General features: G+C 62.9%; 12 protein-coding genes. 6 read left to right on the top strand and 6 right to left on the bottom strand.

The annotated features are described in order from the left end of the window. Window positions 1–28: 28 nt before the first annotated feature. Entirely contained in the window at window positions 29–868 is an 840-nt protein-coding gene (locus HAHE_RS09845) for a GDSL-type esterase/lipase family protein (RefSeq protein ID WP_338690614.1), read from the bottom strand. A 107-nt stretch (window positions 869–975) separates the two neighbouring features. Between HAHE_RS09845 and HAHE_RS09840 the strand changes: the two genes are divergently transcribed. After that, window positions 976–2,364: an arylsulfatase gene (locus HAHE_RS09840; RefSeq protein WP_338690612.1), complete on the top strand. Its 1,389-nt coding sequence runs from the start codon at window positions 976–978 to the stop codon at window positions 2,362–2,364. Window positions 2,365–2,383: 19 nt separating this feature from the next. Here the strand turns inward: HAHE_RS09840 and HAHE_RS09835 are convergent, their stop codons facing one another. From HAHE_RS09835 to HAHE_RS09825, 3 genes are all read right to left on the bottom strand, one after another. Then, the gene (locus HAHE_RS09835) at window positions 2,384–3,172 is read right to left on the bottom strand and encodes a LamG domain-containing protein (protein ID WP_338690610.1); all 789 of its coding nucleotides are present in this window, start codon (window positions 3,170–3,172) and stop codon (window positions 2,384–2,386) included. Between the two features lie 130 nt (window positions 3,173–3,302). Further along, complete coding sequence (locus HAHE_RS09830) at window positions 3,303–3,830, bottom strand: hypothetical protein (protein ID WP_338690608.1); 528 nt, start codon at window positions 3,828–3,830, stop codon at window positions 3,303–3,305. 70 nt (window positions 3,831–3,900) lie between these two features. Beyond that, complete coding sequence (locus HAHE_RS09825; RefSeq protein WP_338690605.1) at window positions 3,901–6,132, bottom strand: autotransporter-associated beta strand repeat-containing protein; 2,232 nt, start codon at window positions 6,130–6,132, stop codon at window positions 3,901–3,903. A 447-nt stretch (window positions 6,133–6,579) separates the two neighbouring features. Between HAHE_RS09825 and HAHE_RS09820 the strand changes: the two genes are divergently transcribed. From HAHE_RS09820 to HAHE_RS09810, 3 genes are all read left to right on the top strand, one after another. Further along, on the top strand, window positions 6,580–7,020 hold the full coding sequence (locus HAHE_RS09820; RefSeq protein ID WP_338690603.1) for a hypothetical protein: 441 nt from the start codon (window positions 6,580–6,582) through the stop codon (window positions 7,018–7,020). Between the two features lie 141 nt (window positions 7,021–7,161). Next, the gene (locus HAHE_RS09815; RefSeq protein WP_338690602.1) at window positions 7,162–7,686 is read left to right on the top strand and encodes a hypothetical protein; all 525 of its coding nucleotides are present in this window, start codon (window positions 7,162–7,164) and stop codon (window positions 7,684–7,686) included. 31 nt (window positions 7,687–7,717) lie between these two features. Next, a complete protein-coding gene (locus HAHE_RS09810; RefSeq protein ID WP_338690600.1) occupies window positions 7,718–8,797 on the top strand; it encodes a sialate O-acetylesterase in 1,080 nt (359 codons plus the stop codon). Window positions 8,798–8,815: 18 nt separating this feature from the next. Here the strand turns inward: HAHE_RS09810 and HAHE_RS09805 are convergent, their stop codons facing one another. Together HAHE_RS09805 and HAHE_RS09800 are read right to left on the bottom strand one after the other, a co-directional pair. After that, a complete protein-coding gene (locus tag HAHE_RS09805; protein ID WP_338690598.1) occupies window positions 8,816–9,439 on the bottom strand; it encodes a hypothetical protein in 624 nt (207 codons plus the stop codon). Window positions 9,440–9,559: 120 nt separating this feature from the next. After that, window positions 9,560–11,803 carry an FAD-dependent oxidoreductase gene (locus HAHE_RS09800; RefSeq protein WP_338690596.1) on the bottom strand — a complete coding sequence of 748 codons (2,244 nt, stop codon included), beginning with the start codon at window positions 11,801–11,803 and terminating at the stop codon, window positions 9,560–9,562. A 135-nt stretch (window positions 11,804–11,938) separates the two neighbouring features. Between HAHE_RS09800 and HAHE_RS09795 the strand changes: the two genes are divergently transcribed. Both HAHE_RS09795 and HAHE_RS09790 read left to right on the top strand, forming a co-directional pair. Beyond that, window positions 11,939–13,225, top strand: a complete 1,287-nt coding sequence (locus HAHE_RS09795; protein WP_338690594.1) for a PQQ-binding-like beta-propeller repeat protein — start codon at window positions 11,939–11,941, stop codon at window positions 13,223–13,225. Between the two features lie 117 nt (window positions 13,226–13,342). After that, window positions 13,343–15,241, top strand: coding sequence for a hypothetical protein (locus tag HAHE_RS09790; protein ID WP_338690592.1), 1,899 nt, complete (start codon window positions 13,343–13,345; stop codon window positions 15,239–15,241). Window positions 15,242–15,261 lie beyond the last annotated feature (20 nt).

The following is a 15,261-nucleotide window of genomic DNA, read 5'->3' as shown; positions in this document are numbered from 1 at the left end:
CTGAGGTGGGAGGCGGTTCCCCGCTACGCTAGGGCTGCGCGAGGTTCTTCTCGATCACGGGCAGGAGCGCGTCGGCCATGACCGCGTAGCCATCGGCGGTCAGGTGCGTGCCGTCCGTGAAAAGCCCGGCCTTCAAGGTGCCGTCGGCATTCATGAAATGCTCTTCCAGATCGAGGAAGGTCACCTCATCAGGCGGATAGTTGTAATCGGTGAGGATGTGATTGGTCTCCCGGCACTTGGCCCACTTCTCGGCGTTCTTTACCGGCAGGATGCCGAGCAGGATCACGTGCGTGTCCGGCAGGCGGCGACGGAACTCCTGTGCGATCGCGCGCACGCCCTGAGCCACTTCGTCGGGCGGGGTGTCCATCCCGAGTTCCCATTGCACCTTGCCTCCGTCGCTCTGCTTGACGACGTAGTTGTTGGTGCCGCACAGCAAGACCGCGACCCGTGGCGCCTCGCCTTCGGGAAAGTCGAGGTTCCCGTGCGTGATGCGGTAAAGCATGACGGGCGTGATGTCGCCGGAGTTCCCCATATTGATCGGGTGATACTTCGCGAACCGTTCGTCCCAGACCTCCTTGCCGTGGGCGGCGAGCAGCGTCCAACCTTTGGTGATCGAGTCGCCGAAGAACACCAGCTGGCAGTCCTCTGCCTGCGCCACCTCGCGGTTGACCCTTTCGAACTGACCCCGCCAGTAGTCGTCATGGATCATCTCGGGCGCGGTGGTGCTGGAACACTCCGGAACCGGATCCCAGAACCCTGGTCCCGCTGGCGCCGGGTCATCGGATACTTGCGGAGGTTCCGGAAGTTCCCCATCGCAGCCGAGCAACGCCGTCGCCAGTCCCACCAGCACCCATCCATATCTCCGCATGGCAGGAGTCTGGGTGAGGAAGAGGAGCCGCACAAGCGACCTTCCCATCGCACCGAGGAGACAGACGTGTGGTCGACACGACGCGCGATCCCTGATGGGTTTGCGGAATGAAATCCCCGAGGGTTCTCCTGCTGGCCGTTCTTTCCATCGTGGCCGCTCCGGTGTTTGCCAAACGATCGTCCAACGCCGGCCCGCATGTCATCGTGATGGTCGCGGATGACCTCGGCTGGAAGGACGTCGGATACCACGGCAGCAGGATCAAGACGCCTCACATCGACCGGCTGGCGACGAACGGGGTCCGGCTCAGCCAGTTTTACGTGCAGCCGGTGTGCACGCCGACCCGCGGCGCGTTGCTGACCGGTCGCTATCCGATCCGGCTGGGGCTGCAGTGCGGTGTGGTCCGCCCGTGGGCGATGCACGGCCTTCCACTCGATGAGCAAACGCTGCCGGAGGGATTGAAGAAGGCAGGCTACTCCACCGCGATCGTCGGCAAGTGGCACCTCGGCCATCACCAGCCCGAGTACCTGCCTACCCGGCGCGGCTTCGACAAACAATACGGCCACTACAACGGCGCCATCGATTACTTCACCCACATCCGCGACGGCGGCCATGACTGGCATCACGATGACCGACGCAACGACGACGAGGGCTATGCCACGGATCTGATCGGTGAGGAAGCGGTGCGGATCATCGCCGAGCACGACGCGCGCGATTCCGAGAGTTCGCTCTTCCTCTACGTTCCCTTCAACGCCCCCCACTCGCCGTGGCAGGCACCCGAAGACCAGATCGCGCGGAATCCGGGATACAAGGAAAAGCGGCGTCAGGTCTATGCGGCGATGGTGACCTCGATGGATGATGCAATCGGGCGGATCCTCGAAGCGGCCGCCAAGCATCTGCCCGAAGAGGATACCCTCGTGTTTTTCTGCTCGGACAACGGCGGCATGAACATGGCGGGAACGAATGGCGAGCTTCGGGGTGAGAAGGGACTTCTCTACGAAGGCGGGATCCGCGTGCCGGCCATCATGTCATGGAAGGGAAAGCTGAAGCCCGGAGTGGTGAAGGAGCCGCTCCACATCGTCGATCTCTACCCGACGCTGCTCGGACTGGCGGGTGCCAGATTCGAGCAACGCAAGCCGCTGGATGGAAAGAACGCGTGGCCGACGATCGCCGAGGGCAAGCCGTCGCCTCACGAGTTCATCCTGCACAACGTGACTCCCTTCCAAGGCGCCATCCGGATGGGCGACTGGAAGCTGGTGCACAACGGAGGCGTGCGGGCCAATGCCAATTCCCACGACGGACCGGAGGTCTGGGAGCTGTTCAATATCGCGGACGATCCGTTCGAGAAAAACGACCTCAGCGGAGAGAAGCCCGAGGTTCTCTCCCGTTTGCGGAAGAAGCTGGAGGAGCTGAAAGCCGAGTCGGCCGAGCCGCACCTGTTGCCGAACCAAGCGCCGGAAGGATTTGTCGTGCCCAAGGTTTGGGGACAGGCGGAGTGAGCGGCTCTGTTCTTCGGCCTCAACGACGCCGCCTCACAACTGCGGCGAGACCGAGGCAGGCGAGCAACGCGACGGACGGCTCCGGGATTGCGGCGAGACCGGCGATCTCGCCCGCGCTGAGCGCGTTGTCGTAGATCCGGAAGTCGTCCATGTCGCCGTTGAAGGAATTGTCGAGGTTGCGGTTCCCCCCGAGCCGGATCAACTGGAAGCTGTTGTCCGGGTTGCCGGCGACCGGCGAGTTGGCAACCTCCGCACCGTTGTAATACCAGCGGGTCGTCGTACCGTCATAAGTCAGCGCGATGTGGTCCCACCGGTTGATGGGCACGGTTTCGGTGAAGTTCACGGTTCCGGCATCGGTGATGCCCCGGTAGACGCCGTTGTGATTGTCGAACTGCATCTCGCCGGAATTCCCCGACGTGAAGATCCCCTTGAATCCCCCCTGATTGCTCGAATCGGTGCGGACCCAGTAGGCAACCGTGAAACTGCTCAGCGTGAAGGCGCCGTCGTTGTTCTGCAGATAGGTGAAGGGGTCGTTCGTATTCACGTTTCCCGCGAAGCGTACCACTCCTTCCCGGGTGCCGTTGCTTGCTGTGACGGTTGAAACGAAGACGGGCGAGGTGCTGCCCCCATTGTCGTCCAGTTCCACCAGATCGCGGGTGCCCGCCGAGTCCGTGAGCAGTGTCGCCTCCGAATTAAAATCGTAGTGCACGATCAGCGCGGACTGCGCATGGCCCGCAAACAGGAGCGCCAGCGCCGAAAAGCACGGTGCCAGCGGGTTCCTGAATCCGGAGAATAGCGGGTTTTTCACGGAGATCGGTGAAGTCGACCGGGTTGGTCTTCCAAAGAACAGGAAGCGGGGGGAAAGCTCAAACCGAATTCCCGGATTTGTGATCGTAAGGCCGGACCGGCAAAGCCTCGAAGACGCCGGTGCAAGCCCATTATGGCTTCGCCGGGCCCGGCGGAATTCCCCAGGCCGTCATCTCAAACCACTCGTGCGGAGGACTGTCCGACCTCTCGTACCGACGGTAGTGAGCGAAGATCCGTTTGTCCTGGCGCTTGAGCACTTCAAGGATCGAAGCAAGGTAGCTGTGGGGGTAGCGTACGCTGAGGAACTTCCTTTTTTCGTCGTAGCTGACCCTCAGAGGCTTTCCCGGACCAGGTTCGAAGAAGGTGATCTTGACGAATTCAAATTCGACCTTGGTTCGGTCGTCATGCTTCCCCACCAGATGGATTGCGATGGAATTCAGCCGCGGCTCCTCCGCCGCTCCATGGATGACCGCATAACTCTCGACCGACATCGTGCCGACGGACACGTCCGCGCCTCTGGCATCTTCCCCCAAGGTGAACTTTTCGCTTCTTTCGAGTTCGAGCAACTTGTCCGGATCGAATTCATCCGCAGTGGCAAGAGATAACAGGAAAGCGCCGCAGGCGGCGAGTCCGGGGAAGATCAGGCGGATAACATTCATCGTGAAGGTTGTTGTTGGTTCAAGCGACGGTTGGGTTCGAGGACTCCGAGGGTCAGGTGACGAGCCAGCATCAATTCAGGCTGACCTCGACACGCACGAAGCCCCGGGGGTCCGACAGGAGGTCGAACGGTTCCTCATACACGACCCGCTCGTAGTCCGAGCCGATCGGCGTGACGGTGGGAGTGTCGGTCAGGTCGGTCCATACCGGCGACGACAGGTCCGGACTCTTTCTCGCCGCATAGTCGAGTTCTCCCCCGACCCGCCGCACGAACTCCACCCGGAAAATGCCACCGCCCACGGAGATCTCGACATCGATGGCCGGGAGCCCGCTGAAGCCCGATCCCGGGATCAGGCGATGGGCATCGGATCCGGAGAGGTCCATCCCGAACGCATACTTCAGAAGGTTCGGAACCCCGTCGCCGAAAGGTATCGCATCGGGGCCGGCATCCGGACCGGTCAGACCGGTAAGAGCCACGGCATGGTCGAAGCCGCTGACTGCGGCAAGCCCGACGTCGTTGCCGTCTCCCGCGGAGTAATCGATAAGAAAGAAATGGGTGCCACCGCCAAAGGTCGCGCTTACCGCCGCCCCGTCCGAAAAAGTCCCGACGACCGGGTCGGCACCGTCATTCTCGATGATCACGAAGCTGTCGCCAATCGTGGGCGCGTAGCCGAGATCCAATAGCAGGGCACCTCCCAGTTGCACCGATCCGTTGACCTGAAGGACGTCGTGCTGGTTGGCGGGAGTTCCGTCGATTTCCATCTCGAGTTCGCTGCCTGACGACATTGCGAGGGCACCCGAAACCGTCAGCGCTCCGACGCTCGCACCCGGTGCGATCTTCGCTCCCGGGTTGACGGTCACCAAACCGCCGCCGACGGCTCCCGTTCCGCCAAGGGTCGCACCGTCGAACACCGTGACATCGCTGGCACCCGTCGCCGAACCGAACAGGTTGTTCGCCAGCAGGGTGCCGGCAAGCACCTGGGTCTCGCCGGAGTAGTTGCCCGCCTCGGCCAGGGTCAGCGACGCCGGACCGATCTTCTTGAGCACGGGGAACGGAGCGAAACTGAAGATCTGGGAGTTCAGTTGGAAATCCGCATCAGTTTGGATACTACAGACACCGTAGATGCTTACGGGGCCGTTGCCCGACTGCGCGAAGTCGACCTCGAGAGTCGCGTCGGACAGGTCGATGCTGGCCGGGAAGGGCCCCGCTCCTCCGAGCACGAGCGTGTTCTGTTGCATGCTGATCAGACCCGAGAAACTGCCTGCGGCATTGAGAACCAGACTTCCGGATCCCGTCTTGGTCAGCACGAACGGTCCCACGGCCGCGAAATTCTCGGCAAGGCCGGAGTTCAAGGTGAAGTCAAAGTCGCTGTGGAAGGTGGTATTCCCGACGTAGTAGGTGCGGTTCGTCGATTGCGGCGCCGTCACCTCAAGGGTCGTTCCGTTTTCCATGAAGACCGGGGCGAAACTCGAACCGAGGGCCCCGTCGGCACCGATCGACAGCACCCCTCCGAACACGTTCGTGCCCATCGTGTAGCTGTTGGAGGCATTCGACAGCGTCAGCTTGCCGCTTCCGGTCTTGATCAGGTTCCCGCCCGTCGGCGCGGCGAAATAGTCGGCGACCGGTCCGCTGACCGTGAAGTCGACATCGTTGTGAATGGTTGTGCTCCCGATGGAGAACCCGGTGCTGTTGGTGTGCGCGGCAGTGACATCGAGCGTGGTGTTGTCACCCATATTGAGGAACAGCGGCGTCGCACCGGGACCGCTGACCGAGAGCGTCCCGCCCTCGAAGTTCATCCCCAGAGGAAAACTGTTGCCTGGATTGGAGAGCCGGAGGGTCCCGTCGCCTTGCTTGATGACGAGGCTCTGGGTCGAAAGCTGGCCCGAAAGATCGAAGGTGGCGCCCGCTCCGATCGACCACGTGCAGAACGTGGAGAACCCGTCACCCGCGATGTCGATATCTCCGGTGAACGAGTGGGTCACGGCGGCCGATGCAACCCCGATGTCCCCGATCGTCAGATTCAGAGAACCTCCTCCGACCGCATAAGCACCGGACCCCGAGAAATCGAGCGTATCGGCAAACTGCCCGCCATTGAGGTTCACCGAAAACCCGCTCGCCGAAGCATCGAAGGCGGCGGTGTCACCGGACCCGGGAAAACCCGAAAGCAGATCCCAATTTCCCGAGTCATCCCAATCCTGGCCGTTCCCGCCGGTCCACACAAAACCGGTCGCGCCCACCGTCCAAGGCAACAACCACATGCTGAGCAGGACGGCACCGGAGCGGATTGGGGGGGAAACTCTCATCACATCTGGGGGGCGCCCGCCACAAGCCCTGTGTGGAAGCGTGGGAGCACGATGGGCCCACACTAGGCCGAGGCCCGAGGTAGGTCAACGTAGTGCTTCACCCCACTACCGAAGACAGCCCCGGGATGTGTGGGCGCCCTTGCTCGCAAGGACCACTGAAACGAACTCGTGAGGGGTGCTCCCGAGCGAGGTCCTGAATCCGGGGAACATGGGTTCTGCGGCGAGACCGGCGTCGATCAGGTACCCGGAAAAGGGGAATCCAAATGGCTTTGAAGAATGAATTCCCCTCTCTCTCGGCGCCGAGGCCGACTCACCCCTGCTGCCCGCCAGAGAATCGACCCGTAACTTACAGGGTCGAATCCGGAAGAATAGGACGCCGGGTCGATGCCGCGAACTTCAGAGAGCGGACTCCACTTCCCTCACCGCAACTCGCAATCCCACATACCCATGTCGATTCCCCTCACACCCATCGTCGTAGCGGTCGTGCTGTGCGGCTGCATGAGTTTCACCTCGTGCGGGACCGCGGAGCCACGATTCACCGGTCCGTCCGCGCTTGAAACCGGCCATTGGTATCGGGCACGCACGAACCCTCCGACCTACTATCCCAAGGGACTGCCCCGGGAAGCGCCGACGGGGTACCGACAAGGCTCCTGGGTCTATGCGGGCGACTCCGCCGGGACGCGCTTCTTCATTCCGGACCGAGGCAGCGCCGATCTCTCCAGCCGGGAGCTGACCTCCGAGGCCCTCGCGGCGATGGCCCCCGAGAAAAAGGCCCGTTTGGGAGAGGAACTGGACGAAGAAGACACCGAGAGTGCGGTTGAAAGCGCGATCGAGACCGCGTCGCTCCTGTTGCTCTATTCGGCGGGGGGCCTCGCCGGGTATCCCTAACCAGAGACACCATGGGACTGCCATCGGTCACTCTGGAATTCTGGTGTCACAATCCCCAACATCTCCTCCCTGTTACGCACGGTCTGCTCGCCATGACACCGGGCGATTGACAAGGCTCCCGCCATTCGCTCACTCGACCGCATGAGCGCGGAACCGGAGCGACAGTGGAAGCGGCGCATGAGCTGGCTCGGGTTCGCGCTGTCCGTTCCGGCACTCGCCGCGTGGATCTGGATTCTGGTGGAACTGATGAAGGACGAGATCCTCGTCGGGATCTCCATACCGGTCACCCTGCTCATCGGCGGGGCCGCTTACGCCCTGCACCGCTTCGTCTGGAAATGGCGAGGCACGGTGGTCGTCACCGCGCTCGTCCTCCATGCCGTGCTGCTGGTCGGCCTGATGGCGGTCGCGAGAGGGGCTCTCGACGCTTCCGTATTCGAAGCTCTCGGGGACATGTTCGGTTTCGCGGTCGACGTCGTCCGTTGGGAGGCAAAGAACTTCGACGCCTCCGAACCGTCGACCGGCATGGGCTCCCTGTTCCTGATCGGTTCGCTGGTCTTCACGCTACTTCATCCGATCTACCCCACCTTCTGGACCGCCATGACCTCGTCGATCGGGTTCAGCCTCTTCATCGGAATCATTTGCCTGATGATGAGTCGCGCTGCATGAAGGGGCTCCGGGGCAGCGTATGCCATGCCCCATGGAAAAGAACACGAGACGGCGCTCCATCGCCACGACACTCGCGGGCCTCGCTTTTGCCGCAGCACCCATCGCATCTGCTGAGTCGAAGGCATGGGACAACGACCCCGATGGCGTGAAGGTCTTCATCCTCGCCGGTCAGTCGAACATGGTCGGTTACGGCAAAACCGAGGACGGCGGCAACCCCGAGTGGGAAAAGGGCAAGAAGGACGTCCCAAAGGAGATCAAAGGTGGCGTGCGCTGTTTGCGCGAGATGGCGATCAACGATGCCAACTATCCCGAGTACGATTACGCCTCGCTGCTGGAAGACCCGAGCCAGCCGCAGACCAGTGCCTGGAAGACCCGCTCCGACGTCAAACTGTGGTGGCGACACGGCGGCTCGGGCAAGTTGGGCGGCCAGATCCGCAAGGGAGATCTCGGCCCCTTGACCAGCACCGGCAACTGGTTCGGCCCGGAGTATGGCTTCGGGCAGATCATCGGCGACTACTACAAGGACGACGAAGTGCTCATCATCAAGACCGCGTGGGGCGGCCGGGCATTGGCATCCGACTTCCGTTCGCCGAGTATGGTGAAGCATCGCGGTGGGGAAGTCGGGCCCTTCTATAAAGCGATCTTCGATTACTCCCATGAGGTGCTCGACAAGCTCGGCGAGGAATTTCCCGAATGGAAAGGCAAAGGCTACCAGATCGTCGGTTTCGCCTGGCACCAGGGTTTCAACGACCGGGTCAGCAAGGAGTTCGCGCCCGAGTACAAGGACAACCTCCCCGACTTCATCGCGGACGTTCGCACGGAGTTCGGCAACCCGGACCTGCCCTTCGTCATCGCTTCGACCGGCATGGGCAACGCGGGTCCGGTCGAAGAGCCGCCCTACGAAGGCTATACCGCGGTCGAGAAGGCCCAACTGTGGGCCACCGGCGTCGGCAAGCCGGCCAAGGTTCTGTCGATCGACACCCGTCCTTTCTGGTCCGATCCCAAGGACTCGCCCAGCACCATGGGCCATCACTGGAACCACAGCGCCGAGAGCTACTTCCTCATCGGCAAGTCACTGGCCGACCGGATGGTCACGCTGCTTGAGGAGTGATCGGAGGAAGCTCCCTCTCTACCGCTTCTCGATCCTTCCGTTCGGATACACCCGCCGGTTGCACACGATGCCCTCGGAGGAATGCTGGGCGACCACCATGAGGTCCACGCGGGTGGCCGGCGCCGACTGGTCGCTTACCCGCATCGTCGAGGCTTCAGCGACAAGGAATGGCGCAATGGCCGCCACCGCAAGGCCCGCACCAATCGGAGCAAAGGGATCGTTGTCGGCCCCCTCAAGCATGCTGCCGGTTCCCCGGGCAAGGGCTCCCGCATGGTGGGCAAGCGGCGGATCGACGTCGCAGTAGACCGCATAAATCTTCCCCGGCCTCACGTTGAAATCGAGATCGAGTTCCTGCTGCCCACCCTGCGGCCAACTGAACCGCACCCGCACTCGATTCCTACCGGGACTCAACTCCGCTTCGTCCCCCTTCGCAGGCCGACCGTTCACCGCGACGATCCGCAGGTCATCGATGCGATCGCGCCGGGGCAGGTCCGGTGTCGTGTCCAGCACCCCCATGCCCGGCGGCGGCGGCGTGGTCCGGATCGCAGAGTCGGCGCACGAGCAGAGAAACATGGCACCTGCCACAACAAGAAGGCTCAGAAAGTGCAGGGGGCCTAGCCGGTTTCGGTCGGAGGTCTTCATCGAATCGGAGAGCGACGGAGGCCGGTCGTTCGGCCCCACAGTCCCTGATTCCGGGATTCTCGGAAAAGGTTACACCAATTACCCGACGCCGGAATCCGGCGTGCCCGCCTTGCGACGTCGCTACTCATACACCCGCACCTCGCACAGGCGGAGGTTGCGGTCCTTTCGCAGCAGGCGCAGCCGGAGAGCGGTGGTTTTCACCGGTTCGAACTGGAAGACCTGACGGCGGTGGATGCGGTCCCGTTCCATCGTTCGCTCTCCCACCGCTACCCACCCATCCCCGCCTTTCGCTTCGACGACGATCTCCGCGCGGAAGAGCAGTTCGTTCAGACTCAGGTGGACCTCACGGATCGTTTTCAGCGTCTCCCACTCGAGCGTGATCGGGCGGGCCGGCAGCCAGTCCGCGCCTTGCGGCAGCCCTTCGGACTCGCGATTCCAGCCGTTGGTGATCTCCGGTTGGGAAACCTTCGCCAAACGCGCGAGGTCGGACGGATCCTCGTTCCTCACTCCGACGATGTAGCACCCGTTGCGCAGGAGAGTTTGCTGCAGTTCTCTCAGATGCTCCTCGTAAACACCGCGGGGTGAACTCCCGTGCTTGTTCGCGATCGCGGCGGCTGTCCCCACAACTTCGCCGGTCGCCATCATCGGCCGCTGCACACGCACCCCTCCGAGAGCCACATGGCTGGCACTCATGCACCGTCCCGCCATGAACAGGTTGTCGATGTTCCTCGAATAGAGACTGCGGTAGGGAATGCTGACCCGCCGGCCATGATAGACATGGAGCACGTCGATCCCCTTGGTGAAGTAACCGTGCGGATGGTGGTCATCGATGCCCCAGTCGGTGAACGCGACGTTGTCCTTGTGCTCGACCTGCCCGTCGAAATCGCGCTGGGTCATGATGTAGTCGCCCATCAGCCGACGGCTTTCCCGGACGCCCGGGACGTAGTTCAGCCACACGAGCTTGTGGTTCGGGAAACGCGCCGGCGTCTCATGGTTCTTCTGATATCCCCAGATCCCGAGATGGATGCGGAAGAGCTCGTCGCGGATCTTCTCCGCATCCTCGATCGTGTCGCCGGTGCCGCCATACTCGACGAACCATGCGCGCGAGCCGGCGACCTCCTTGACCGGTCTCCCGGGACCCTTCGTCGCTTGGTCGAAGGCCTCGTGACGAATGGGCTTCTTGATCCTCGGCACCGTTCTCTCGAAGTCGTCCGGCGAGGTCCATTGGTAGGCCCACGCCGGGGTTTTGAATGGAACGGGGCCGTCCATTCGCTTCGTCACCGCCTTGTAGAGGCTGTTGCCCATCGTGTGGTTGTTGGCCTCGACCGGTGCCAGCGACTCGTTGAATTCCGAGCGGGCCTCGGTCCCGTGGCTGTAATCGGCACCCGCGTAATGACCGATCCATCCATGACCGGTGGTGTCGACGAACAGAGGCGCCCGGAAACGCATGCGCTGGCCCGTCCGGACATCGATCCCGATCACGGCCGCAATCCGGTTGGCCGATGCCATCTCGACACCGATGCCGCGCGTGTTGAGAAAGAGCGAGATGTTCGTCTCGGCGCGGACCTTCTCCTCAAGGAATTCCGAATCGGCATTGTTGCTCCAACCCTGGATCGGGAACAATTCCTCAGTGAGTCCGGTCACATTGATCTGATCGGGCGGAGTACCGATCCACCCCATCGGCGGCACCTGAATCTCGTCGGAAGCGTTTCCGCCAAGCACCGGCCGGTCCTGGACGAATGCCACCTTGATGCCACCACGGGCAGCGGCGATAGCTGCGCCAAGCCCGGATGACCCACCACCGACGACCACCAGATCGAACTCGCCCTTGTCCAGCACCTCCGTGCTCACGCCATTGAACCGGATCCGCGCATCGTTGAGATCATCGGGCTGGTTCGGCGGGAGGTAGCCGTCGCTCGCCAGCACCAGCGCATCCACGCGTCCCCACCAACCGGTCCGGTCGGCCAAGCGGAGTTCGCACGGGCCCTTCGCCAACTCGAAGGTTTCTCCCTCGATCCACTGCCACGAATCGTCCGCCGCCTTGCCGAACAGGGTCTCGTCCTCCTTGCCGTTCACCGACACCCGGAACGTTCCCGGCGAATGCGACGGAAACCAGTCCCGGCAGCGGACCCAGAGACGATAGTTTCCGTCTTCCGGAATCTCGACCTCCGTCACCGCATCCGCCACCGGCTCACCGAGTCCGGTCGCGAGCAGATACGGCGAGCCCATCGTATCGATGTGCTGCGGATCGTTCGCCCATCCGCCGGTCTCCGCAAACGACTCCGCCTCCTGCCAGACCACACTCGCCCCTGCTCCCCCGCCGAGGAGAATCGCGATGCCGACAACTGCCGATCGAATGCCCACGATGCGCATCCCAAAGGCCACGGTTCCGGAAGTCGAGCATTCGGACACGATCGAAATGCCGACCGCAACAAAGCCGAACGGCCGAAGTTCCTTGCTTTAACCATCACTTGCCCTTCGTTTGCTACCGATACCGCCATGAAGTTCCCACTCCTCCTCGCCCTCTTGCCCATGCTCGCCCCGGCGGCGGACTGGCCGCATTTCCTCGGACCCGACCGCAATGCCGTGTCCGGCGAAACGGGTCTCGTCCGCAGCTTCCCCGAAGAGGGTCCGCCGATCCTTTGGGAAAAGGAACTCGAGGTCGGCTTCGGCGGCTGCGCGGTGGTCGGCGACGAGGTCTTCATCATCGACCGCGTCCGCAGCGAGTCGGACCTGCTCCTCTGCCTCGACGCCGCGACCGGCAAGGAGAAGTGGCGCTTCGAGAATCCCGCCGAGGGCGAACCGCCCTTCCCCGGCTCGCGCAGCGTGCCGACCGTCGAGGAAGACGCCGTGTATTTCGTCAACGCATTCGGCCGGGTCTTCCGGATCGATCGCAAAAGCCACAAGGCCGTCTGGGACGTGAAGCTCGACGAGCGCTACGACGGCGCCACCCCGAAGTGGGGCTGGGCGCAGCCCGCCCTGGTCGTCGGCGACGTGCTCATCGTGACGCCGTTTGGCGAGAAGATCGGCACGGTCGGACTCGACAAGAAGACCGGCGAGGAGATTTGGAAGAGCGGGCCGATCGGCGACTCGCATTCCTCGCCCACCGTGCTCGAATTTGGCGGCGAGAAGCAGGTCGTGATCATCTCGGTGACCGACAAGGACGGCAAAGGCGGTCTGGTCACCAGCTACCGGCCGACCGATGGCACGGTCCTGTGGCAGACCGACCTCTACTACAACAAGATCCCGATCCCGATCGCGACCAAGGTCGGCAAGGACCGGCTCTTCGTCACCGGCGGCTACGACTGCGGCTCGAAGATGCTCAAGGTCGAGAACAGCGGTGACGAATACAAGCTCACCGAGCTCTGGTCGGCCGACAAGGGCTCGCAGGTGCATCCGGCCTTCGAGATCGACGAGCACCTCTACTTCCTCGCCAACGAGAACTCGAATCACAAGGTGAAGAGCCGTCGCCAGACCGGCGGGCTCAGCTGCTGGACCCTCGACGGCAAGGAGCTGTGGAACACCGGAGACGAACCGTTCATGGGCCGCGGCGGCATGGTTCACGCGGACGGGATGCTGATCATCCAGGACGGGGAAAACGGAGTGCTGCGACTCGTCGATCCGTCCCCGAAAGGTTTCAGCATGCTGGCCGAAGCCAATGTCTTCGGCTCGGACCTGCGCAAGCGGTTCGACCTCAAGTACTGGAGCCCGCCGGCGCTGAGCGACGGTCGCCTCTACATGCGCGGCCAGGACCGGCTGCTCTGCATCGATCTGCGGAAGAAGTGATTCTTCCCCATGCCGGTCCGACCGTCCGCGGTAGCACTGGCGAAAGGCCCGGGGTGTTTCCTCGGTAGCGGTTCGGTCAGAATCATGATCGATGCGCTGAATCGAACCCGACGGACCATGGCACCGCTCCTCGCGGCGGGGTTGGTCGCCACCACCACCGCGCAGGAGACCGCCCCATCCGAGTTCCGGGAGCGAGCCGACGGAATATTCCAAGCGGAGGCCGGCAAGCCACTGAAACGCGCGGCGAAGAAGCCGCCCTTGGGCAAGGACCGGGGCAACTACACGCGCGCCTACTCGTTCTCCATCGTCCAGTTCGCCGCCCGTTGCTTCTTTCTGGACGAGATGCTCGATGAGGCCAACGCGGCCCTCGCCGAGAACGCCCGCCACTATCTCGACAATCCCAAGGACATCGTCGACCGCGACAGCTTCCACTGGCACGCGGACATCGTCATGCGCCTGATCGACATGTACGGCACTCATGGTAGCTCACATCCCGGACGCCTGACCTCGGAGACCGAGGAGCTCTGCCTGAAGCCGATCTGGATCTATGTCGAGAAGAGCGCCAAGTACAACAAACCGGACCATGCGACGACCGGGACTTGGCATTTTCACAGCACCGAGAACCACCATGCCATGGACTTCTCGGCCCACTGGCACTTCGCCAAGCTCGCGAAAGACCGGCCGGATTACCGGGATCGCACGCTTGATGGCGGGGTCACCCTGAAGGACCACTACCGGGCGTGGAGTGACTACATCATCGTCTATTGCCGCGAGCGCGCGAAGAAGGGGATCAACATCGAGATCATGTGCCCCGGATACAATTCCGTCTGGCTCAAGGGATTCTACAACTTCCGGGATTTCGGTGAACCCGAGGTGCGGCGCTCCGTCGACATGCTGCTGGATCTCTACTGGGCGAGTTGGTCCCAGGAGCAACTCAACGGCGTCGAAGGCGGAGGCAAGACCCGCATCCGCGGTGTGAATGGCTTCTCCGCCAGCCGCCACGGGATCCCCACCCTCGCGTGGCTGTATTTCGGAATCGGCCAGAAGCCGACCATCATCCAAGGCGAGATCAACGCCATACTCAGCAACTACGAACCGCCGGCCGTCGTGGCGGAGATCGCACACTCCGCGCGAATGCACGGACCGTATGAAGTCCGCCAGCGCGCCCAGGGGCTTGGCGAGCAGGGAGTCGGCGATGCGATCCTGAACGAGGGCAGCAAGCCAAACCGCTTCCGCACCGAAGGCGGCGGGATCGTCCGCTACAGCTACTGCGATCCCGCTTTCACCATCGGCACCCTGATGACCGAGGCCAGGCCGGTCAGCGATTGGGTCGCGATCAGCGCCCAGAGCCGCTGGCAGGGGGTCATCTTCCCCGACAACCCGCACGCACGCATCGTTCCGGTCGTGCGTCCGGCAGGAAAGGCGCGCGATGTCCTCAATGGCCATTGGTCTGTGCAGAGCAAGGGCTGCCTGATCACCCAGAAACTGAAGGGCAACAAGAGCGGCGGACCGATGATCGTGTGGATGCCGGAGAAAGGCATGGCGGCGCCGGTCCGCGAAGACGACCTCGTGTTTGTCGAAACGGAAGGCGCCTACGCCCTGATCCGCGTGGCCGGAAGCGACTTCACCGTGAGCGACCAACCGGTCACCAACCCGTCGAAAGAGGGATCCACCCGGGTGGCCCCGCCCGGCAGGCTCATCCTGCCGAAGAGCGACACCGCTCCGGTGATCGTCGAAGTCATGGCCAAGTCACGGGTGAAGGACTTCGCCGACTTCAAGAAACGCGCCAAGGCGTGTGAGTTGAAGATGGACGGCTCCGTGCTGAGCTACCGCTCGCTCTACGGCGACGTGCTGACGCTTGATACTCGCTACAAGAAAACGCCGACCATCAACGGCGAGCCCGTCGACTACGCGCCGCCTGCCGTGTTCGAAAGCCCTTTCCTCAACTCGGACTACGACAGCGGAGTGGTGACAATCCGCAGCGGAGACGAAGCCAAGGTGCTGGACTTCAACTAGCGTGGCACCCGCGAGGCGCA

Origin of the sequence: Haloferula helveola (assembly GCF_037076345.1) — a bacterium.
Taxonomy (GTDB): Bacteria; Verrucomicrobiota; Verrucomicrobiia; order Verrucomicrobiales; family Akkermansiaceae; genus Haloferula; species Haloferula helveola.
The sequence above is the reverse complement of the archived record's forward strand: the minus strand, read 5'-3'. Positions and strand labels throughout refer to the sequence as shown.